The sequence below is a fragment of the Curvibacter sp. EU05-FHT14A10 genome (genome assembly GCF_058791075.1).
The window spans coordinates 230,693-250,403 of sequence record NZ_JBYTDE010000005.1; the positions used below are offsets into that span (position 1 = coordinate 230,693).

At 60.3% G+C, this 19,711-nt stretch carries 21 protein-coding genes and 2 tRNA genes; 10 read left to right on the plus strand and 13 right to left on the minus strand.

Annotated features, from left to right (window positions below):
* The first annotated feature begins 79 nt into the window (after nt 1-79).
* Nucleotides 80-745 (plus strand): RNA pyrophosphohydrolase, encoded by a 666-nt coding sequence (locus AC3WUT_RS11740; RefSeq protein ID WP_492347442.1) that lies wholly within the window; start codon nt 80-82, stop codon nt 743-745.
* Between the two features lie 57 nt (nt 746-802).
* Here the strand turns inward: AC3WUT_RS11740 and proB are convergent, their stop codons facing one another.
* From proB to rplU, 4 genes are all read right to left on the minus strand, one after another.
* Nucleotides 803-1,939, minus strand: coding sequence for a glutamate 5-kinase (proB, locus tag AC3WUT_RS11745; RefSeq protein WP_492347254.1), 1,137 nt, complete (start codon nt 1,937-1,939; stop codon nt 803-805).
* 43 nt (nt 1,940-1,982) lie between these two features.
* Nucleotides 1,983-3,053, minus strand: a complete 1,071-nt coding sequence (gene cgtA / locus AC3WUT_RS11750) for an Obg family GTPase CgtA (protein WP_492347255.1) — start codon at nt 3,051-3,053, stop codon at nt 1,983-1,985.
* A 92-nt stretch (nt 3,054-3,145) separates the two neighbouring features.
* Nucleotides 3,146-3,406: a 50S ribosomal protein L27 gene (rpmA, locus tag AC3WUT_RS11755; RefSeq protein WP_019576099.1), complete on the minus strand. Its 261-nt coding sequence runs from the start codon at nt 3,404-3,406 to the stop codon at nt 3,146-3,148.
* A 12-nt stretch (nt 3,407-3,418) separates the two neighbouring features.
* Nucleotides 3,419-3,730 carry a 50S ribosomal protein L21 gene (gene rplU / locus AC3WUT_RS11760; protein ID WP_084461703.1) on the minus strand — a complete coding sequence of 104 codons (312 nt, stop codon included), beginning with the start codon at nt 3,728-3,730 and terminating at the stop codon, nt 3,419-3,421.
* A gap of 217 nt (nt 3,731-3,947) precedes the next feature.
* On the opposite strand from rplU, the gene AC3WUT_RS11765 reads away from it, so the two are divergent.
* The 8 genes from AC3WUT_RS11765 to AC3WUT_RS11800 all read left to right on the plus strand — a co-directional run bounded on the left by AC3WUT_RS11765 (nt 3,948) and on the right by AC3WUT_RS11800 (nt 10,643).
* Complete coding sequence (locus tag AC3WUT_RS11765; protein WP_492347443.1) at nt 3,948-4,877, plus strand: polyprenyl synthetase family protein; 930 nt, start codon at nt 3,948-3,950, stop codon at nt 4,875-4,877.
* Between the two features lie 71 nt (nt 4,878-4,948).
* Nucleotides 4,949-5,025: transfer RNA gene (locus tag AC3WUT_RS11770), tRNA-Pro, on the plus strand.
* Nucleotides 5,026-5,156: 131 nt separating this feature from the next.
* Nucleotides 5,157-6,887 carry a type IV-A pilus assembly ATPase PilB gene (gene pilB / locus AC3WUT_RS11775; RefSeq protein ID WP_492347256.1) on the plus strand — a complete coding sequence of 577 codons (1,731 nt, stop codon included), beginning with the start codon at nt 5,157-5,159 and terminating at the stop codon, nt 6,885-6,887.
* 17 nt (nt 6,888-6,904) lie between these two features.
* Nucleotides 6,905-8,119, plus strand: a complete 1,215-nt coding sequence (locus AC3WUT_RS11780; protein ID WP_492347257.1) for a type II secretion system F family protein — start codon at nt 6,905-6,907, stop codon at nt 8,117-8,119.
* Nucleotides 8,119-8,976 carry a prepilin peptidase gene (locus tag AC3WUT_RS11785; RefSeq protein WP_492347258.1) on the plus strand — a complete coding sequence of 286 codons (858 nt, stop codon included), beginning with the start codon at nt 8,119-8,121 and terminating at the stop codon, nt 8,974-8,976. The genes AC3WUT_RS11780 and AC3WUT_RS11785 overlap by 1 nt, the downstream gene beginning before the upstream one ends.
* A 5-nt stretch (nt 8,977-8,981) precedes the next feature.
* Complete coding sequence (gene coaE / locus AC3WUT_RS11790; protein WP_492347259.1) at nt 8,982-9,602, plus strand: dephospho-CoA kinase; 621 nt, start codon at nt 8,982-8,984, stop codon at nt 9,600-9,602.
* A gap of 20 nt (nt 9,603-9,622) precedes the next feature.
* Nucleotides 9,623-10,378, plus strand: coding sequence for a cell division protein ZapD (gene zapD, locus AC3WUT_RS11795; protein WP_492347260.1), 756 nt, complete (start codon nt 9,623-9,625; stop codon nt 10,376-10,378).
* Nucleotides 10,379-10,421: 43 nt separating this feature from the next.
* The gene (locus tag AC3WUT_RS11800) at nt 10,422-10,643 is read left to right on the plus strand and encodes a DNA gyrase inhibitor YacG (protein WP_492347261.1); all 222 of its coding nucleotides are present in this window, start codon (nt 10,422-10,424) and stop codon (nt 10,641-10,643) included.
* A gap of 19 nt (nt 10,644-10,662) precedes the next feature.
* On the opposite strand, the gene AC3WUT_RS11805 is transcribed toward AC3WUT_RS11800, so the two are convergent.
* From AC3WUT_RS11805 to AC3WUT_RS11825, 5 genes are all read right to left on the minus strand, one after another.
* Entirely contained in the window at nt 10,663-11,100 is a 438-nt protein-coding gene (locus tag AC3WUT_RS11805) for an NUDIX domain-containing protein (protein WP_492347262.1), read from the minus strand.
* Complete coding sequence (locus AC3WUT_RS11810) at nt 11,093-11,968, minus strand: ATP-binding protein (protein ID WP_492347263.1); 876 nt, start codon at nt 11,966-11,968, stop codon at nt 11,093-11,095. The genes AC3WUT_RS11805 and AC3WUT_RS11810 overlap by 8 nt, the downstream gene beginning before the upstream one ends.
* A gap of 18 nt (nt 11,969-11,986) precedes the next feature.
* Nucleotides 11,987-13,216, minus strand: a complete 1,230-nt coding sequence (gene argJ, locus AC3WUT_RS11815) for a bifunctional glutamate N-acetyltransferase/amino-acid acetyltransferase ArgJ (RefSeq protein ID WP_492347264.1) — start codon at nt 13,214-13,216, stop codon at nt 11,987-11,989.
* Nucleotides 13,217-13,321: 105 nt separating this feature from the next.
* The gene (gene secA, locus AC3WUT_RS11820; RefSeq protein WP_492347265.1) at nt 13,322-16,075 is read right to left on the minus strand and encodes a preprotein translocase subunit SecA; all 2,754 of its coding nucleotides are present in this window, start codon (nt 16,073-16,075) and stop codon (nt 13,322-13,324) included.
* A 163-nt stretch (nt 16,076-16,238) separates the two neighbouring features.
* The gene (locus AC3WUT_RS11825) at nt 16,239-17,189 is read right to left on the minus strand and encodes a M23 family metallopeptidase (protein WP_492347266.1); all 951 of its coding nucleotides are present in this window, start codon (nt 17,187-17,189) and stop codon (nt 16,239-16,241) included.
* A 32-nt stretch (nt 17,190-17,221) separates the two neighbouring features.
* Between AC3WUT_RS11825 and AC3WUT_RS11830 the strand changes: the two genes are divergently transcribed.
* A complete protein-coding gene (locus AC3WUT_RS11830) occupies nt 17,222-17,530 on the plus strand; it encodes a hypothetical protein (protein ID WP_492347267.1) in 309 nt (102 codons plus the stop codon).
* 25 nt (nt 17,531-17,555) lie between these two features.
* On the opposite strand, the gene AC3WUT_RS11835 is transcribed toward AC3WUT_RS11830, so the two are convergent.
* The 4 genes from AC3WUT_RS11835 to AC3WUT_RS11850 form a co-directional block, all read right to left on the minus strand.
* Nucleotides 17,556-17,631 (minus strand) — tRNA-Thr (locus AC3WUT_RS11835).
* A gap of 61 nt (nt 17,632-17,692) precedes the next feature.
* Nucleotides 17,693-18,193 carry a ClpXP protease specificity-enhancing factor gene (locus AC3WUT_RS11840; RefSeq protein WP_492347268.1) on the minus strand — a complete coding sequence of 167 codons (501 nt, stop codon included), beginning with the start codon at nt 18,191-18,193 and terminating at the stop codon, nt 17,693-17,695.
* A gap of 24 nt (nt 18,194-18,217) precedes the next feature.
* Nucleotides 18,218-18,829: a glutathione S-transferase N-terminal domain-containing protein gene (locus AC3WUT_RS11845; protein ID WP_019576115.1), complete on the minus strand. Its 612-nt coding sequence runs from the start codon at nt 18,827-18,829 to the stop codon at nt 18,218-18,220.
* Nucleotides 18,830-18,923: 94 nt separating this feature from the next.
* Nucleotides 18,924-19,706 carry a cytochrome c1 gene (locus AC3WUT_RS11850; protein ID WP_492347269.1) on the minus strand — a complete coding sequence of 261 codons (783 nt, stop codon included), beginning with the start codon at nt 19,704-19,706 and terminating at the stop codon, nt 18,924-18,926.
* Nucleotides 19,707-19,711: the final 5 nt, after the last annotated feature.

A 19,711-nucleotide genomic window follows, 5' to 3' on the forward strand; every position in this document is an offset into this window, starting at 1 on the left:
GAAAGTTCAAGAGAAGTCCTCTTGTGACACGTGCGGTGCCGTGCATAATGGACTCAGTTTAAAAATTTGGGGTTTGATTATGCTTGACCGGGACGGCTTTAGGCCGAACGTCGGCATCATCCTGCTCAACCATAAAAACCAGGTGTTCTGGGGCAAGCGCATCCGGACTCACAGCTGGCAGTTTCCACAAGGCGGCATTGATCGTGGCGAAAGCCCTGAGCAAGCCATGTTTCGGGAATTGCATGAAGAGGTGGGGCTCCATCCGGAGCATGTGCGAATTGTGGCCCGAACGCGGGAATGGTTGCGCTATGAGGTGCCAGACCGGTACATTCGGCGAGACGCTAGAGGCCATTACAAAGGCCAGAAGCAGATCTGGTACCTGCTGCAACTGCTGGGACATGATTGGGACCTGAACCTCAGGGCCACCAACCACCCGGAATTTGACGCTTGGCGCTGGAACGACTACTGGGTGCCACTTGACGTGGTGGTGGAGTTCAAGCGTGGTGTCTATGAGATGGCTCTGACCGAACTGGCCCGCTACTTGCCACGGCCGGAACCACGCAACCGTTTTCTGAGGGGTGGCATGCGCACCCGGGACAACGAGGGCGGCTCGGACAACCACATGTCTCGACTGCCACCTTCGGGCAGTTACGAACTGCCCCCTGGGGCCAGCTTTGAACCAGAACCCAGGCCGATGCACCCCAGTCATTCGGGCCTGCACCTTGATCCGATCAACAAGCACTGATGCCCAACCATCCGACCCTGATCAGGTCGGATTTTTTCTGGGGCCATCGAATCCAGATCAACGGTGAAGCACCAGGTTGTCCCGGTGCACCATTTCCGGCTCGGCGACATAACCCAGCAAGCGCTCGAACTCAGCAGACGCTTTGCGACACATCAGGCGAGCCTCTGCACTGGCATAGTTCGACAGACCTCGAGCCACTTCGGTCCCCGATGTGTCCTTGATCGCAATCACATCCCCTCGAGAGAACTCCCCCTCGACGGCCGTCATGCCAATGGGCAAGAGGCTCTTGCCCTCATCACGCAACTTAGCCACAGCACCATCATCCACCACCACCGCGCCACGCATCTGCAGATGGTCAGCCATCCACTGCTTGCGGGCCTGGTTCTTGGCCGTCTGAGCCACCAACAGGGTCCCGATGGACTCCCCCTGGGTGAGGCGAACCAGCGCGTCGGGCTCACGCCCCCAGGCGATCACAGTCGAAGCCCCTGAACCGGCTGCACGCTTGGCCGCCAGGATCTTGGTGATCATGCCGCCCTTGCCGATGCTGGAGCCAGCGCCCCCCGCCATGGCCTCGAGGGACAAATCGCCAGCGCGCGCCTCATGGACAAATTGCGCAGCAGGGTCACGCCGCGGATCCGCCGTGTACAAGCCTTTTTGATCCGTCAGGATCACCAGGGCATCCGCCTCCACCAGGTTGGCCACCAGCGCCCCCAAGGTGTCGTTGTCACCAAACTTGATTTCGTCGTTGACCACCGTGTCGTTCTCGTTGATCACAGGAACCACGCGGTGACGCAGCAAGGTCAACAAGGTGGAACGAGCGTTCAGGTACCGCTCGCGATCAGCCAGATCCGCATGGGTCAGCAAGACCTGGGCACTGCCCAGGCCGTTTTCACGCAACTTGGTCTCGTACATCTGCGCCAGGCCCATCTGCCCCACGGCTGCGGCAGCCTGCAACTCATGCACTTCCTTGGGTCGAACAGCCCACCCCAGGCGCTTCATGCCTTCGGCAATGGCACCGCTGGACACCATCACCACCTCGCGCCCAGACAGGACCAGTTGAGCCAACTGACGACACCACTCACTGATGGCCGCCTCATCCAGGCCACGACCCTCATTGGTCACCAGGCTGGAGCCCACCTTGACGACGATGCGGCGGGCATCCGCCAGCACCCGTGATTCATTTTTAGCAGTCATTTCAGCATCGGCCAGCCATGCCAGCCCCAGGGCACAGGAACATTCAGGAATCAGAGGGTTCGGCGAAGCGCGGATCCACCTCGACAGGCGCCTGCTCGGCCACCTGCTGCGCCTTCACATGCTGGTAGATTGCCTTGATCAAGGCCTCGCAACCCTCACGCGTCAACGCCGAGATCTCGAACACCGGGCCCTTGTATTTGTAGCGCTTGACAAAATCCTTGACCAAGGCCGCCCGCTTCTCCTCTGGAACCATGTCCAGCTTGTTCAAAACCAGCCAACGCGGCTTCTCGTAAAGCGCCTGATCGTACTTCTTCAGCTCGCCCACGATGGCTTTGGCTTGAGCAACAGGATCGACGGCTTCATCAAACGGCGCCAAGTCCACCACGTGCAGCAAAAGCCGCGTGCGCTGCAGATGACGCAAGAACAAATGGCCCAACCCGGCGCCCTCGGAAGCCCCCTCGATCAAGCCGGGGATGTCGGCGACCACGAAGCTCTGCTCGGGACCGACGCGCACCACCCCCAGATTGGGGTGCAGCGTGGTGAAAGGATAGTCAGCGATCTTGGGGCGGGCATTCGAGATCGCAGCGATCAAGGTCGATTTGCCCGCATTGGGCATGCCGAGCAGGCCCACATCGGCAAGCACCTTGAGCTCAAGTTTCAGGCTTTTCTTCTCACCCGGCCAACCTGGCGTCTTTTGGCGTGGCGCCCGGTTGATCGCACTCTTGAAACGCAGATTGCCAAAGCCGCCATCGCCACCCTTGGCAATCGTGATGGTCTCCCCCGGAGCCAACAACTCGTAAAGCACCTCGCCCGTCTCAGCATCGGAAATGATGGTGCCCACCGGCATCTTCAACGTGATGTCATCACCTGCCGCACCAAACATGTCCGAGCCCATGCCGTGCTCGCCACGCCGGGCTTCATGCCTGCGGGAATAACGAAAGTCAACCAAGGTATTGAGGTTGGGATCTGCGACCGCATAGACGTGGCCACCACGCCCCCCATCCCCGCCATTGGGACCACCGAACTCCTTGTACTTTTCATGACGAAACGAGACGCAACCGTTCCCGCCATCGCCTGCAGCAATGTCTATATAGGCTTCATCAACAAATTTCATGTCATGTCCAGTCTAGAAAAATGGGGACCCAACGAAAAAAGCCCCGACCAAGCGGGGCTTCGACAGGTCGCTGAGTGACCGCGCCGTCAGACTCAGGCTGCGGGCGTCACGTTGACCGTGTGCTTGTTCAGCGCGCCCTTGGTGGCGAAGGACACATGGCCTTCGACCAGAGCAAACAGAGTGTGATCCTTGCCGATGCCGACATTGGAGCCAGCGTGGAAGCGGGTACCACGTTGACGAACGATGATCGAGCCAGCGCTGATCAGTTCGCCACCGAAGGCCTTCACACCGAGCATCTTGGGCTTGGAATCGCGCCCGTTTCGCGTAGAGCCGCCGCCTTTTTTCTGTGCCATGACCCGTTCTCCTTAGCCTGCAATCGCGCCGATTTGCAGTTCGGTGAACTGCTGACGGTGACCTTGACGCTTTTGATAGTGCTTACGACGACGCATCTTGAAGATGCGAACCTTGTCGTGCTTGCCGTGCGCCACGACAGTTGCCGTGACGGTTGCGCCGGACACCAGGGGCGTGCCAACCTTGAGTTCAGCGCCGTTGCCGACAGCCAGAACTTGGTCAATCACGATTTCCTGGCCTACGTCCGCAGCAATCTGTTCTACTTTGATTTTTTCGCCAGCAGCAACGCGATATTGCTTGCCGCCGGTTTTTATGACCGCGTACATGTAAACCTCTTTGAATTGAAGCTCCGCCGGAGAATTCCGCAGAGCCCGAAACTATAACAAGAAAGTCAGCCCCTGACAAGCGGGGCCCTCTGCACGCTCAAGTGCAGGCCAGGTGCGTGGCACGCCTTTCCTATAATTTCGCAACCTGAAAGAGCCCGCCACCTTGACCGCCCCCACCGCATCCGCCTCCCAAGCCCTTGATCTGATCGCCCGCGACATGAGCGAAGTCGACAAGGTCATCGCTGACCGCCTCAATTCAAGCGTCCCATTGGTCGGGCAAATTTCTCAGTACATCATCGCCGCCGGAGGCAAACGCCTGCGCCCGGCCCTGCTTCTGCTGGTGGCAGGCGCACTGGGCTACAAAGGGACTCAGCACCACAACCTGGCGGCAGTGGTTGAATTCATCCACACCGCCACCCTGCTGCACGACGATGTGGTGGACGAATCCACCCTGCGCCGAGGCCGCGCCACCGCCAACGAAGCCTTCGGCAACCCTGCCAGCGTCCTGGTCGGCGACTTTCTTTACTCACGCGCCTTCCAGATGATGGTGGATGCCAACGACATGCGGGTGATGGAAGTTCTGGCAGACGCCACCAACGTGATTGCCGAAGGCGAAGTGCTTCAGTTGATGAACATGCACGACGCCTCGCTGGATGAGGCGGGCTATCTGCGCGTCATCCGCTCCAAGACTGCCAAGCTGTTCGAAGCCAGTGCACGCCTGGCCGCCATTCTGATCAAAGCACCAAGCCCTGTCGAAGAGGCTTGCGCAACATACGGCCAAGCCCTGGGTACCGCCTTCCAGGTCATCGACGACGTGCTGGACTACGCCGGCAACACCGCCGAAATGGGCAAGAACATTGGCGACGACCTTCGCGAAGGCAAAGCCACGCTGCCCCTGATCATCGGCATGCAGCGCGGCACGCCCGAACAGGCCGCCACCATCCGCCACGCCATCGAACAAGGCGAGACCGAAAAGCTGCCGCAAATCATCGAGATCGTGCGCAGCACCGGCGCACTGGAAGCCACCCAACAGGCCGCCGCAGCCGAGGCTCAACGTGCAATTTCTGCATTGAGCGCCCTTCCTTCCAATTCTTACACCGAAGGTTTGCTACAATTAGCGGCTCAATTACTTCAGCGTCGAAATTGAAAGATGACGACAAGCCTGAAGAAACATTGAGTTAACTGCGCTTCAACACATTTGAAGCACCGTTTGACAGTCGGGGTGTAGCTTAGCCTGGTAGAGCGCTACGTTCGGGACGTAGAGGCCGGAGGTTCGAATCCTCTCACCCCGACCATGATCAAACGTTTTGCACATTTGTGGCAACTTTCCGCCACCACTCCCTCACGCCACGTTTCATTTACAGACAGTTGCTCCTGAGCGATGATAGGATGCATTTTTTCATTCTGAGCATCCCTCACCCGCCTCATGGCCGCTGTCGAACCAGCCAATAAATCATCGTCCGTTGCACTGCCCGGATTAGGGCGGGCACTGATCACAGCGGGCAAATTGGCCCAAAAGGCGGCCGAGGACATCTACCAGAAGGCGCTGGCTCAACGCACCAGTTTCATTGTCGAGCTGATGGGCTCGGGGGCTGTCTCGGCGGCCGACCTAGCCCACACGATGTCACAGGCGTTCAGCGCACCGTTGCTGGATCTTGACGCCATCGATCCTCAACGGCTGCCCAAAGACCTGCTGGACCCCAAGATCTGTCAGGCCTATCGGATCCTCGTACTCAGCAAGCGCAGCAATCGACTGATCATCGCGACAGCGGATCCCTCTGACCAGGAGGTGGTCGAAAAGATCAAGTTCTCGACCCAGATGGGCGTTGACTGGATCATTGCCGAGTACGACAAGCTGTCCAAAATGGTCGAGGCCACAACCGTTTCGGCGGCCGAGGCCATGGACACCATCATCGGCGGTGGCGATTTCCAGTTCGAGGATGAGCCCCTCATCACCGAAGATGTGGCCGAAACCAACAGTGCCGAGGTTGAAGACGCCCCCGTCGTCAAGTTCTTGCACAAGATGCTGCTGGACGCCTTCAACATGCGCGCGTCAGACTTGCATTTCGAGCCATACGAGCACTATTACCGGGTTCGATTTCGGATCGACGGCGAGTTGCGGGAAATTTCCACGCCTCCGATCGCCATCAAAGACAAACTGGCCTCGCGGATCAAGGTGATTTCTCGCCTGGACATTTCCGAAAAGCGGGTTCCTCAGGACGGACGCATGAAGCTGAAGATCGGAGCCGATCGTGTGATCGACTTCCGGGTCAGCACCTTGCCGACGCTGTTTGGCGAGAAGATCGTGATCCGTATTCTTGACCCCAGCAGCGCCAAGCTGGGCATCGAGGCACTGGGCTACGAACCCGAAGAGAAGGAGCGCCTGATCCACGCGATTGGCCGTCCTTACGGCATGATCCTGGTCACCGGCCCGACAGGCTCAGGCAAGACGGTGTCGCTGTACACCTGCTTGAACATGCTCAACAAGCCCGGCGTGAACATTGCCACCGCCGAAGACCCATCGGAAATCAACCTGCCGGGGGTCAACCAGGTCAACGTGAACGAAAAAGCGGGCCTGACTTTTGCGGCCGCCCTGAAATCCTTCCTGCGGCAGGATCCGGACATCATCATGGTGGGTGAAATCCGCGATCTGGAGACGGCCGATATTTCCATCAAGGCAGCCCAGACGGGCCACTTGGTGTTGTCGACCCTGCACACGAACGATGCCCCCACCACGCTGACCCGGATGCGCAATATGGGCATTGCGCCCTTCAACATTGCCTCCAGTGTCATCCTCATCACCGCCCAGCGTCTGGCCCGTCGCCTCTGCCCCAACTGCAAGGCGCCGGCCGACATCCCGCGCGAAACCCTGCTTGAATCGGGCTTTCGGGAGGATGAGCTGGACGGCAGCTGGGTGACCTACCGCCCCGTGGGCTGCTCGGCCTGCAACAACGGCTACAAGGGCCGGGTCGGCATCTACCAGGTCATGCCGATTTCAGAGGAAATCCAGCGCATCATCCTGCGCGATGGGAGCGCACTGGAAATTGCCGAGCAATCCCGCCGGGAAGGTGTGCGCAGCCTGCGTGAATCCGGACTGTACAAAGTGAAAATGGGCTTGACCTCGCTGGAGGAAGTACTGGCCGTGACAAACGAATAACCAGAATCAACAAGCCAATGGCAAGCACAAAAAAAGACATCAAAGAGTTTGTCTTCGAGTGGGAGGGCAAGGACCGCAACGGCAAACCCGTGCGCGGTGAATTGCGTGCAGCCGGCGAAAACCAGGTACAGGCGTCGCTGCGTCGCCAGGGCGTGTTTCCGACCAAAATCAAGAAGCGCAAGATGCGCTCGGGCAAGAGAATCAAGCCCAAGGACATCGCCCTGTTCACGCGCCAACTGGCCACGATGATGAAGGCCGGCGTTCCACTGCTGCAGACCTTTGACATCGTGGGCCGTGGCAATGCCAATCCCAGCGTCACCAAATTGCTCAATGATGTCCGATCCGATGTGGAGACCGGTACCTCGCTGAGCGGAGCATTTCGCAAGTACCCGATGTACTTCGATGACTTGTACTGCAATCTGATCGAAGCCGGTGAGGCGGCCGGTATCCTGGAATCGCTGCTGGATCGACTGGCGATCTACATGGAAAAGACCGAGGCGATCAAGTCGAAGATCAAATCGGCCTTGATGTACCCGATCTCAGTGATCATCGTCGCCTTTGTCGTGATCGTGGTGATCATGATCTTCGTGATTCCAGCCTTCAAACAGGTGTTCTCATCGTTTGGCGCCGACCTGCCAGCCCCCACCCTTTTTGTGATTGCCATGAGCGAGTTTTTCGTTCAATGGTGGTGGCTGATCTTTGGCCTGATGGGAGGAGGCGGTTACTTCTTCATGCAATCCTGGAAGCGCAATGAAAAGATGCAGATGGCCATGGACCGTCTGATGTTGCGCATTCCCATCTTTGGCGCCCTGATCAACAAATCCTGCATTGCGCGCTGGACCCGCACCCTGTCGACCATGTTCGCCGCGGGTGTGCCGCTGGTCGAGGCACTGGACTCGGTGGGTGGCGCCTCGGGCAACTCGGTCTATGCCATCGCCACCGAGCGCATTCAGCAGGAGGTCTCGACGGGTACCAGCCTGACGGCGGCCATGACCAATGCCAATGTGTTCCCGTCGATGGTGCTGCAGATGTGCGCCATCGGCGAAGAATCCGGCTCGATTGACCACATGCTGGGCAAGGCAGCCGACTTCTATGAGGCCGAAGTGGACGACATGGTGGCAGGGCTTTCCAGCCTGATGGAGCCCATCATCATCGTCGTGCTCGGCACCATCATCGGCGGCATCGTTGTATCGATGTACCTGCCTATCTTCAAATTGGGGCAGGTGGTTTGATGACTTGGTTTGGTGACTGGGACCCCGCCTTGGCGGGGCTGGTGGGCTTGCTGTTCGGCAGCTTTTTGAATGTCGTCATCTACCGACTGCCCAAGATGATGGAAGCCCAGTGGGACCGCGATTGCGCGGAGCACCTGGGGCAAACACCGGCAACACCGGCGGCCACCTTCAATCTGATGGCCCCGCGGTCGCGCTGCCAGTCCTGCGGGCACACCCTGAACTGGTACGAGAACATCCCCGTTCTGAGCTATGTCGTCTTGCGAGGCCGCTGCAAGGCCTGCAAAGCGGCCATCAGCCCGCGCTACCCACTGGTTGAACTGACCACAGCCGGCCTGTTTGCCTTGTGCGCTCTGCGCTGGGGCTTCACTTTCAGCACCCTGGCCTGGTGCGGTTTTGCCGCCACATTGCTGACGCTGGCGCTGATTGACTGGGACACCACGCTGCTCCCCGATGACCTGACCCTTCCCTTGTTGTGGGCGGGCCTGATCGCAGCCGCAGCGGGTTGGACCCAGGTGGATCTGCGCACCGCGCTGTGGGGTGCGGTTGCGGGCTATCTGTCGTTGTGGCTGATCTATTGGGGTTTCAAGCTCCTGACCGGCAAGGAAGGCATGGGCTACGGGGATTTCAAACTCTACGCAGCCCTGGGCGCCTGGTTTGGCTGGCCAGCGCTGCTGCCCATCATCCTGATCTCATCGGTGATCGGGGCCGTGATTGGCATCGCCATGAAATTCTCCAGCGGCCTGCGCGAGGGGGGCTACATTCCGTTCGGACCTTTTCTGGCGGGTGCTGGCTTTGCAGCCATGATCTGGGGGCCGGACCGCCTGCAAAGCCTGCTGCTCGGTTGGATCGGCGGTTGAGCACGATGGCATCGGCGCTCCGTCAGGTCAGGCACCTCGGGTTGACCGGAGGGATAGGTTCGGGCAAAAGCACCGTGGCCAAGCTGCTGTCCGAGCATGGCGCGGGACTGATTGATGCCGACGCCGTGGCCCGTCAACTGACGCAGGCCGGGGGAGAGGCCATGCCAGAGATCGAGGCCCGCTTTGGTGCAGGCGTACTCGCCTCGGACGGAGCTCTGGACCGCGATGCCATGCGCGCGCTGGTTTTCAGCCAGCCCGATGCACGCGCCCGGCTCGAAGCCATCATCCACCCACTGGTCGGCAAGAACCTGCAGGCCGAGGCGATCGCGCATGAAGCGGCTGGCGCCCCTTTGGTGGTGTACGACATCCCCTTGCTTGTCGAATCCAAACGCTGGCCCGCAGAACTCGACGGGGTGGTGGTGGTCGACTGCCTGCCCGAGACCCAGATCAGCCGGGTCCAGCAGCGCAGCGGCCTCGGTCGCGAGGCCGTGCAGGCGATCATGGCCGCGCAAGCCAGCCGTGAACAACGCCTGGCCTGCGCAGATGCCGTGATTTTCAATGAGGGTTGCACCCTGGAGGCCCTGGGCCAGCAGGTGGCCGATTTGGCCCATTACTTCGGGCTATGATGCGCGCAACGGAACGAGCAGTGATCCTCTACGAATACCCCTTCAACGAACGCATTCGCACCTACCTGCGCCTGGAGCAACTCTTCCGGCGCCTGGGTGAACTGGTCTTGCGCGATGCCGCACTGGACCACCATTTCGCCCTGGCCACGATCTTCGAAATCATGGACGTTGCGGCACGAGCCGACCTCAAGTCGGACGTGCTCAAAGACCTCGAAAAACAAAAATCCGCGCTCAACGGTTACCGGGGCAACCCCTCCATCTCTGAGCAGATTCTCGATGGGGTGATCGCCCAGATCGATGCCGACTTTGCGGCCCTCAATGGGCAGCCCGGCAAGGCCGGCCAATCGTTGACCGAAAACGAATGGCTGATGAGCATCCGCAGCCGCATCGGCATTCCGGGTGGCACCTGTGGCTTTGATCTGCCAGCCTACTACGCTTGGCAGCATGCGGATCCAGCCCAACGACGCGACGACCTCCAGGGCTGGGCGGGGACCCTCGGGCCGCTGGCCGAGTCCATTTTTCTGCTGCTGAAGATGCTGCGCGACTCAGGCACGCCCCAAAAGGTGGTGGCCGAGCGCGGGCAGTTCCAGCAGACATTGCCCCAAGGGCGTACCTTCCAGTTGATGCGCCTGCGCCTGAACCCGGCTTGGGGATTGATTCCTGAAATCAGCGGCAACCGCCTGCTGGTGTCCGTCAGGTTGATGCGTCAGGAGGCAGATGGACGTCTGCATGCCTGCAGCGAAGACGCCAACTTCGAACTGGCCTTGTGCGCGTGACCTGCCCGAGTGCGGCAGACGCCTGCCCCCTCCGTCGAATCCCATGAGCACCGACAACTTCGCCCCTCAACCTCAAGGCGCTCGCACCGTGCGGTGCCCCGCCTGTGGAGGCCCCAGCCTCTACCACCCCAGCAATGGCTACCGGCCATTCTGCAGTGAACGTTGCAAGAACCTCGACTTTGGCGCCTGGGCCAGCGAAACCTTTCGCATGCCCACCGAGGCGCCACCAGACGACGCGCCTTACGGCGATCCTCGCCTGCAGTGAATTGGGCGGCGCAGCCGCGTCATTCAGACCGGGCGGCCGTGACCACAGGCCCCACATGACCTCGCTCGGCGGCCAGCCAATCCAGCACCGGAAAAGCGCCCGGCAGAACCGGCGCCACGGTCAAGGGAAACTGTTGCCACGCCATGCTTTGGCCCTCGCGCATTTCAAAGTCACCCTGCCACTCCTGCACCTTGCACCAATGCAAGCGGACCAGGGCATGGGGATAATCGTGCTCCGTGACTTTCCAGGCCTGTGCAGCACCAATCACCACGCCCAATTCCTCTTCCAGTTCGCGGCGCAAGGCCTGCTCCACCGTTTCACCGGCTTCGAGCTTGCCCCCCGGAAACTCCCAATACCCCGCATAGGGCTTGCCCTCAGGGCGGGAACTCAACAGCAGCGCGCCGTCAGCTCGGATGAGAATCCCGACAGCCACTTCTGTGTGTTGGCGCTCAGCCATGGGCACGCCCTGCAAAATCACGCGCAAACTGATAGGCCACCCGGCCGCTGCGAGATCCACGCTCCAGAGCCCATACCAGGGCCTCCGGGCGGGCGGCCTCACGCGCCCCCTCCGAGACCCCGAAAGAGCTCAGCCACTGCCCCACGATGGTGAGGTATTCATCCTGCGAGAAAGGGTAGAAGCTGACCCACAGCCCAAAGCGCTCCGACAGCGAGATTTTCTCCTCGACCACTTCACCCGGGTGCACTTCGCCGTCTTCGGTGTGCGTGTAGGTGAGGTTTTCCGTCATGTACTCGGGCAACAGATGACGCCGGTTGCTGGTGGCATAGATCAGCACATTGGGCGTCGCCGCCGCCACCGAGCCATCCAGGATCGACTTGAGCGCCTTGTAGCCGGCCTCACCCTCTTCAAAGCTCAAGTCATCGCAAAAGATGAGGAACTTCTCGGGGCGGGCAGAGACCACGTCCACGATGTCGGGCAAATCCGTCAAATCCGCCTTGTCAACCTCAATCAGACGCAAGCCCTCGGGGGCGTATTCGTTCAAGCAGGCCTTGATCAACGAGGACTTGCCGGTACCCCGGGCCCCTGTCAGCAGCACGTTGTTGGCCGGCAGGCCGCGCACGAACTGCTGGGTATTGCGCTGGATCTTCTCCTTCTGCGGCTCGATCTCCTTCAGGTCTTCGAGCTTCATCACCGCCACGTGACGCACAGGCTCCAGCACGCCATGCCCGGAACCACGCCGACGGTAACGCCAGGCAATCGATGCGTTCCAGTCAGCCGGTGCCGACAGGGGCTGAGGCAACACGGATTCGATGCGCGCGATCAACTGCTCGGCGCGTAGCATCAGGTGTTCAAATTTTTCGTTCATGGGCTTCGCGCCTGAGGCTCAGGACCGGTAGTCAGCGTTGATGCTCACGTAATCGTGGCTCAGATCACAGGTCCAGACGGTGTCCGCTGCGGCACCACGGCCCAGCACCACACGCACGGTGATTTCGCTTTGCTTCATGACGCGTTGGCCGTCTTCCTCACGGTAAGCCGGGTTGCGCCCACCTTGGACGGCCACATGCACATCGTCCAGATACAGGTCGATGCCGGTCTGATCGAGGTCGGCAATGCCTGCATAGCCCACCGCCGCCAGGATGCGGCCCAGGTTGGGGTCACTGGCGTAGAAAGCGGTTTTGACCAAGGGCGAGTGGGCGATGGCATAAGCCACCAGGCGGCACTCTTCCGCCGTCTTGCCACCTTCAACACGCACAGTGATGAATTTGGTGGCACCTTCGCCATCACGCACGATGGCCTGCGCCAACTTTTGCGCCACCTCCAGCAAGGCGGCCTTGAGCAAGGCCCCATCACCCGAATCCAGCGACTGGATGAGCGGATTGCCCGCCTTGTGGGTGGCCATCAACACAAAGGAGTCATTGGTGGAGGTGTCGCCATCGATGGTCACCCGGTTGAACGAGCCTTCGGCCAGGTCACGCACCAACCCCTGCAGCAAGGCCGGATCCAGCGCCGCATCGGTGGCCAGAAAGCCCAGCATGGTGGCCATGTTGGGGCGGATCATGCCCGCGCCCTTGCTGATACCGGAAATCGTCACCGGCACGCCGGACAGGGTGATGCGCCGGCTGAACGCCTTGGGCACGGTGTCGGTGGTCATGATGCCTTCGGCGGCACGGCCCCAATGGTCTTCGCGGGCATCGGCCAAGGCGGCTGGCAGGCCGGCTTCAATGCGATCCACCGGCAGGGGCTCCATGATCACGCCTGTCGAAAACGGCAGGATCTGATCGGGCGAAAGAGTCAGTTGGCGGGCCAGGGCGATGCAGGTGGCGCGAGCACGCACCAGACCATCCTCACCCGTGCCGGCATTGGCATTGCCAGTATTGATCACCATGGCGCGCACACCGGCACCACGGCTCAGATGCTCGCGGCTGATCTGCACAGGCGCAGCGCAAAAGCGGTTCTGGGTGAACACACCGGCCACGCTGGTGCCTTCATCCAGCAAGAAGACGGTCAGGTCCTTGCGGTTGGCCTTGCGTACCCCGGCCTCGGCCACGCCGATGCGCACGCCGGGAACCGGAAAAATCTCATGGGGAAGCGGAGCAGAAAGATGAACAGGCATGGTCGACTTTCAAAACAAGAGCCCTTGCCAGCGGTGGATTGCCATGCGCCAGCGAGGCCCGAATGAACAACACGGGCCGCAGCCCGTGTCAGGAGTGTGCAGGGCTCAGGCCAACTTGCCGTGACACAGCTTGAATTTCTTGCCACTACCGCAGGGGCAAGGATCGTTGCGCCCCACGCGCAACAGCGCATCGGCGGGCAAGGGTGCGCCCGACTGATCGGCCACCGTCTCGACCTCGCCGGTCTCGGTGGGTGCCGTGTAGGTCACGTTGGAGATGTGCTCGGCACGGGCCTCCAGCGCTTGGGCGGCTTCACCGACTTGATCGTCAGATTGCAGACGAACTGTCATCAACAGGCGAGTGACTTCGTTCTTGACTGAATCCAGCATCTGGCCGAACAGTTCAAAGGCCTCGCGCTTGTATTCCTGCTTGGGTTGCTTCTGGGCATAGCCGCGCAGGTGGATGCCTTGGCGCAGGTGGTCCAGCGAGCTGAGGTGTTCGCGCCAGTGGCTGTCAATGGTCTGGAGCAGGACAACGCGCTCGAACTGGGTGAAACTCTCGCCGCCCACCACATCCACCTTGGCCTGGAAGACCTCGCCGGCCGCTTTTTGCACGGCCTCGAGGATGTCATGGTCCATGATGGCACTGGATTTTTCGACCAGCGCCTGCAGATCGACTTCGATCTGCCACTCATCCTTCAGCACCCGCTGCAAACCCGGCAGGTTCCATTGCTCTTCAACCGACTCGGCCGGCACATAGGCGCGGACCAGATCGTCAAAGCAGCCCTCGCGCAAGCTGGCAATCTGGGCCTCCAGGCTGCCCGCATCCAAAATGTCGTTGCGCTGCTGGTAGATCACCTTGCGCTGGTCATTGGAGACATCGTCGTATTCCAGCAATTGCTTGCGGATGTCGAAGTTGCGGGCCTCCACCTTGCGCTGGGCCGACTCGATGCTGCGCGTGACGATGCCGGCTTCGATGGCCTCACCTTCGGGCATCTTCAGACGATCCATGATCGCCTTGACACGATCGCCCGCAAAGATGCGCATCAATTGGTCGTCCAGGCTCAGGTAGAAGCGCGAGGAGCCCGGATCACCCTGGCGGCCCGAACGGCCGCGCAACTGGTTGTCAATGCGGCGGGACTCATGGCGCTCGGTAGCGATGATGCGCAAGCCACCCTGCTGTTTGACAACTTCATGGTCACGCTGCCATGCCTCGCGCAGCTGGGCGACCTTCTGTTCGCGCTGTGCCACGTCCAGCGATTCATCAGCCTCAGCCTCGGCCAGGGCCTTTTCGATGTTGCCACCGAGCACGATGTCGGTCCCGCGGCCTGCCATGTTGGTGGCAATGGTGATCATCTTCGAGCGACCTGCCTGGGCCACGATGTCAGCCTCACGGGCGTGCTGCTTGGCGTTGAGCACCTGATGCGGCAACTTTTCGCGATCCAGCAACTGAGAGATCAGCTCGGAGTTCTCGATCGAGGTGGTGCCGACCAGCACGGGCTGCCCACGCTCATAGCAATCGCGAATGTCCTTGACGGCGGCGTCGTACTTTTCCTTGGTGGTCTTGTAGACGCGGTCGAGTTGGTCGTCACGACGACTGGGCTTGTTCGGCGGGATGACCATGGTCTCAAGACCATAGATCTCCTGGAACTCATAGGCCTCGGTGTCCGCCGTGCCCGTCATGCCGGACAGCTTGCTGTACAGGCGGAAATAGTTCTGGAAGGTGATCGAGGCCAGGGTCTGGTTCTCGGCCTGAATGGCCACGCCTTCCTTGGCTTCAACAGCCTGGTGCAAGCCATCGCTCCAGCGGCGACCCGACATCAGGCGGCCAGTGAACTCGTCAACGATCACGATCTCGCCGTCCTGCACCACATAGTGCTGGTCACGGTGATAAAGGTGGTTGGCCCGCAGCGCTGCATACAGGTGGTGCATCAGCGAGATGTTGGCCGGGTCGTAAAGCGAGGCCCCCTCGGGCAGCAAGCCGGCGCTGTAGAGAATGCGCTCGGCGTTCTCATGGCCCTGCTCGGTGAGCACCACCTGATGGGTCTTCTCGTCGACGGTGAAGTCACCAGGCTTGGTCACACCCTCGCCCGTGCGAGGATCGGCCTCACCCTCCTGGCGAACCAGCAAAGGCACCACGCGGTTGATCGCGATGTACTGGGCCGTGTGGTCATCGGCCTGACCACTGATGATCAAAGGCGTACGCGCCTCGTCGATCAGGATCGAGTCCACCTCGTCCACGATGGCGTAGTTGAGGCCACGCTGCACGCGATCCGTGGTCTCGTAGACCATGTTGTCGCGCAGGTAGTCAAAGCCATATTCGTTGTTGGTCCCGTAGGTGATGTCTGCCCCGTAGGCCGCCTGCTTTTCAGCCCGCGGCATCTGCGGCAGGTTGACGCCGACGGTCATGCCCAGGAAGTTGTACAGACGCCCCATGTTGGCCGCGTCTCGCCCCGCCAGGTAGTCGTTGACCGTAACCACATGCACGCCCTTGCCGGACAACGCATTCAGATAGACCGCCAAGGTCGCCGTCAGCGTCTTGCCTTCCCCGGTGCGCATTTCAGCGATCTTGCCGTTGTGCAAGCCCATGCCGCCCAACAACTGCACATCGAAGTGGCGCATGCGCATGACCCGCTTGGAGCCTTCACGAACCACCGCAAAGGCCTCAGGCAGGATCGCGTCGAGACTTTCCCCCTTGCTGACCCGCTCACGGAATTCGTCAGTCTTGGCCCGCAGCGCCTCGTCCGACAATTTTTCGTACTCAGGCTCCATCGCGTTGATGCGATCCACCGTCTTGCGGTACTGACGCAGAAGCCGATCGTTGCGGCTGCCGAAAATTTTGGTGAGGAAATTAGTGGCCATGAAAACAAGACCGCTCTGCCTGCTATGCGCCATGACAGAGCGACCAAAATCCCTAAAACAATGCTGAATTCAGGTGGAGCCGACTTCCTGGATTGCAAGCGTGCGTGCAACAACGCGCCAAGCCAGGATACCGGCACAAGATAGAGATTCTACCTTTTGGCCCCTACTGCGCCGTGACAGCGCCACGCCGGTCTGCCAGCGTGGTGGAGGCACTCGATCCGGCGCGCAAAAAGCGGTTCGGATCCTGCGGGACGCCCTGCACCAACAACTCGAAGTGCAGGTGGGGACCGGTGGAGCGCCCCGTGGTGCCCACTTCGGCAATGCGCTGGCCACGCTTGATCAGATCGCCCTTGTGCACAAACACCCGTGAAGCGTGCGCATATCGGGTGACAAGATCATTGCCATGATCGATCTCGATCATCTGTCCATATTCGGGATGGTAGGCCTGCGTGACCACCACACCCCCCGCGGCGGCCAGAATCGGCGTGCCGACATCCGCCTGGTAGTCCTGCCCGGTGTGCAGCGCGGAGCTGCCCGTGATGGGATCAATGCGCCACCCGAAACCAGAACCCAGCGGGCGTCCCGGAACGGGGGTCTGGGTGGGAACCATCATCTTGCGGATCTTCTGGTCGAACAAGCGGGATTCAATCACCGTCATCAGATCGACACGCTGGTCTGCCACGCGCTCAAGCTCATCCAGTGTGCTTTGCAATTCTTCAAAAGTCATGGGGCGGGCGGCGACCAAGGCCCCACCTCGCCCCGGCGTCGACTTCAGATCGGCACTCACCCCCGCAAGACCCGACACGCGCTCCCCAAGAGATTCGAGTTGCATCATCCTGGCCTGCATTTCACCGACCCTTCGGGCCATGACATCCAGGTTCTCGCGCAAGTAGCGATCACGCTGCTCGTTCTCGTCCTTCACAATCAGTTTGACCACCGAGCCGATGACAGGCCAACCTTCACGCGCCCCTTTGAGAAAAACCCAGTGGTAAAGCCCGGCGGCAAACAGCATCAGCCCCAACGAAGCCAGCAGGGTTGCCAGCAGCAAATGCCAGCCACTCAAGTGCAAGGCCCTGCTCTTGGCCAACCAGGCATCCGTGATAATCAGTTGCAATTCAGTACCTCTCCAGAAAACCGGGTCCCCACATGAACCGTCGACATCAAGCTGTGACGCTCGCCCAGGCGTCGATGGAATCGCCCACCCTGGCCAGATTGTCAGAATTGGTGCGGGATTCGTCGTTGCGCCTGAAGGCCATCGAACCCCTGATCCCTCCCTTGCTCAGATCGGCCATCAAGGCCGGGCCCATTGACGGACCGACCTGGTGCCTGCTGGTTGAATCAAACTCGGCTGCAGCCAAGCTGAAACAACTGTTGCCGGCCTTGCAGGCGCATTTGAGAAGTCGGGGGTGGGAGGTTACCGCAATCCGACTCAAGGTTCAAACAGCGAACCGTTGAATGGAGGGGGTGACAAAAGAGAAGATGGTGCCGGTTGTCGGATTCGAACTGACGACCTACCGCTTACAAGGCGGGTGCTCTACCAACTGAGCTAAACCGGCTGACCCCAGAGGGTACGGGCAGGATTTTAACTGCCAGAACCCCGGGGAGAAATGAAAATGCCTACTTAATTCGCTTCAACGCCGGCCTCGCACCCGCGGGCGAAGCAGGCTTGGGAGGCTCGGGCGGTGTCTCCGCAGAGGGCGCAGCGGCCTCGTCCACCGACACCAACTGCACGACACGCTCATCAGATGAGGTTTCGGACAGAACAGGCTTGGCATCGGCCTTCGGTTCGGACGGAGTATCCGCGATCGGAAAAGCCATCCCTTGACCGTTTTCACGGGCGTAGATGGCCATCACACGCTCGATCGGCACCAGGATTTCGCGTGGCACGCCGCCGAAACGCGCCTTGAATGCGAGGAAATCGTTGCCGATGTTGAGGCCGCTCGTGGCGTCATAGCTGACGTTGAGAACGATCTCACCCTCCTTGACGAACTCACGCGGCACCTGAACCGACTCATCCACAGCAACCGCCACGTAGGGCGTGAACCCGTTGTCAGTGCACCACTCGTACAAAGCGCGGATCAGATAAGGACGGGTCGATGGAGACTCCTGGGCATTCATGGCATTCTTTCGCAAACAGAGGGCTTACTTGCGCATGACCTTTTCGGACGGCGTGAGCGCTTCGATGTAGGCCGGACGCGAGAAGATGCGCTCGGCGTACTTGAGCAGAGGCGCGGCGTTCTTGCTCAGTTCGATGCCGTAGTAATCCAGACGCCACAGCAGCGGGGCAATCGCCACATCCAGCATGGAGAAATTCTCGCCCAGCATGTACTTGTTCTTCAGGAACACCGGAGCAAGCTGGGTGAGGCGGTCGCGGATGTGGGCGCGTGCTTTTTCCAGGGCCTTTTCATTGCCCTTGGTCAGACGCGACTCGAGAGCGCTCACGTGCACAAACAATTCCTTCTCGAAGTTCAGCAGGAACAGGCGGACACGGGCACGATCCACCGGATCGCCGGGCATCAGCTGAGGATGAGGAAAGCGCTCATCGATGTACTCGTTGATGATGTTCGATTCATACAGAATCAGATCCCGTTCGACCAGGATAGGCACCTGACCGTAGGGATTCATCACATTGATGTCTTCTGGCTTGTTGTAGAGATCCACGTCGCGAATCTCGAAGTCCATGCCTTTTTCAAACAAGACAAAGCGGCAGCGGTGGGAAAAGGGACACGTGGTCCCCGAGTACAACACCATCATGGTAACGGCTCCTCAAAATCAAAAAGAGTGGGGCGCCCAAGGCGGACCCACTCTGCGGGCCTGATCGACCGAGTCGATCAGGCAGGTGACGGAATTACTTGACGTCTTTCCAGTAAGCAGCGTTCAGACGCCAGGCGATCAACGTGAAGAAAGCCAGGAAGATCAGAACACCCACGCCCACCCGGACACGTGTATTTTGCGCTGGCTCGCCCATCCACTGCAGGTAGGCCACGAGATCCCCTACGGCCTGATCATATTGCAGGGGCGTCATGGTACCCGGAGTCAGCTGCTCCCAGCCCTTGAACACCTCAACCTTGTGGCCATGCTCCTCGGATTCTTCATATACCGGACGGCGCGCGCCTTGCAGTTCCCAGAGCACGTGCGGCATGCCCACGCTCGGGAAGACCAGGTTGTTCCAGCCGGTGGCCTTGGTCTCGTCGCGGTAGAAAGTGCGCATGTAGGTGTAGAGGTAGTCGGCACCCGTGCCACCATGACCCGCACGCGATCGGGCGATCACGGTCAGATCGGGCGGGTTGGCACCAAACCAATCCTTGGCCTGCTTGGGATCGATCGCAGCCTTCATGGTGTCACCGACCTTTTCGGTCGTGAACAGAAGGTTGTCCTTGATCTGCTGCTCGGTCAGGCCGATGTCCCTCAGGCGGTTGAAGCGCATGAAAGCAGCCGAATGGCAGTTGAGGCAGTAGTTGACGAAGATCTTGGCGCCGTTTTGCAGGGCAGCCAGATCATTGGTCTTGTTGGGTGCCTTGTCCCAAGCCACACCACCTTCGTTGGCTTGGACGCCAGCAACCAGACCGACAGCCATGGCCAAACCAACGATCAGGTGACGGGCGAAGCCCAGGTTTGCAAGCTTTTTCATTGTTT

What these genes read in the sequence shown, in the direction of transcription:
- AC3WUT_RS11840 (WP_492347268.1), bottom strand. Translation starts at nt 18,193, where the DNA reads ATGAATGCCCAGGAGTCTCCATCGACCCGTCCTTATCTGATCCGCGCT.
- coaE (WP_492347259.1), top strand. Translation starts at nt 8,982, where the DNA reads ATGGCATCGGCGCTCCGTCAGGTCAGGCACCTCGGGTTGACCGGAGGG.
- cgtA (WP_492347255.1), bottom strand. Translation starts at nt 3,053, where the DNA reads ATGAAATTTGTTGATGAAGCCTATATAGACATTGCTGCAGGCGATGGC.
- AC3WUT_RS11805 (WP_492347262.1), bottom strand. Translation starts at nt 11,100, where the DNA reads ATGGCTGAGCGCCAACACACAGAAGTGGCTGTCGGGATTCTCATCCGA.
- rpmA (WP_019576099.1), bottom strand. Translation starts at nt 3,406, where the DNA reads ATGGCACAGAAAAAAGGCGGCGGCTCTACGCGAAACGGGCGCGATTCC.
- AC3WUT_RS11780 (WP_492347257.1), top strand. Translation starts at nt 6,905, where the DNA reads ATGGCAAGCACAAAAAAAGACATCAAAGAGTTTGTCTTCGAGTGGGAG.
- proB (WP_492347254.1), bottom strand. Translation starts at nt 1,939, where the DNA reads ATGACTGCTAAAAATGAATCACGGGTGCTGGCGGATGCCCGCCGCATC.
- pilB (WP_492347256.1), top strand. Translation starts at nt 5,157, where the DNA reads ATGGCCGCTGTCGAACCAGCCAATAAATCATCGTCCGTTGCACTGCCC.
- AC3WUT_RS11850 (WP_492347269.1), bottom strand. Translation starts at nt 19,706, where the DNA reads ATGAAAAAGCTTGCAAACCTGGGCTTCGCCCGTCACCTGATCGTTGGT.
- secA (WP_492347265.1), bottom strand. Translation starts at nt 16,075, where the DNA reads ATGGCCACTAATTTCCTCACCAAAATTTTCGGCAGCCGCAACGATCGG.
- AC3WUT_RS11765 (WP_492347443.1), top strand. Translation starts at nt 3,948, where the DNA reads ATGAGCGAAGTCGACAAGGTCATCGCTGACCGCCTCAATTCAAGCGTC.
- AC3WUT_RS11740 (WP_492347442.1), top strand. Translation starts at nt 80, where the DNA reads ATGCTTGACCGGGACGGCTTTAGGCCGAACGTCGGCATCATCCTGCTC.
- rplU (WP_084461703.1), bottom strand. Translation starts at nt 3,730, where the DNA reads ATGTACGCGGTCATAAAAACCGGCGGCAAGCAATATCGCGTTGCTGCT.
- AC3WUT_RS11845 (WP_019576115.1), bottom strand. Translation starts at nt 18,829, where the DNA reads ATGATGGTGTTGTACTCGGGGACCACGTGTCCCTTTTCCCACCGCTGC.
- AC3WUT_RS11785 (WP_492347258.1), top strand. Translation starts at nt 8,119, where the DNA reads ATGACTTGGTTTGGTGACTGGGACCCCGCCTTGGCGGGGCTGGTGGGC.
- AC3WUT_RS11830 (WP_492347267.1), top strand. Translation starts at nt 17,222, where the DNA reads ATGAACCGTCGACATCAAGCTGTGACGCTCGCCCAGGCGTCGATGGAA.
- AC3WUT_RS11810 (WP_492347263.1), bottom strand. Translation starts at nt 11,968, where the DNA reads ATGAACGAAAAATTTGAACACCTGATGCTACGCGCCGAGCAGTTGATC.
- AC3WUT_RS11800 (WP_492347261.1), top strand. Translation starts at nt 10,422, where the DNA reads ATGAGCACCGACAACTTCGCCCCTCAACCTCAAGGCGCTCGCACCGTG.
- argJ (WP_492347264.1), bottom strand. Translation starts at nt 13,216, where the DNA reads ATGCCTGTTCATCTTTCTGCTCCGCTTCCCCATGAGATTTTTCCGGTT.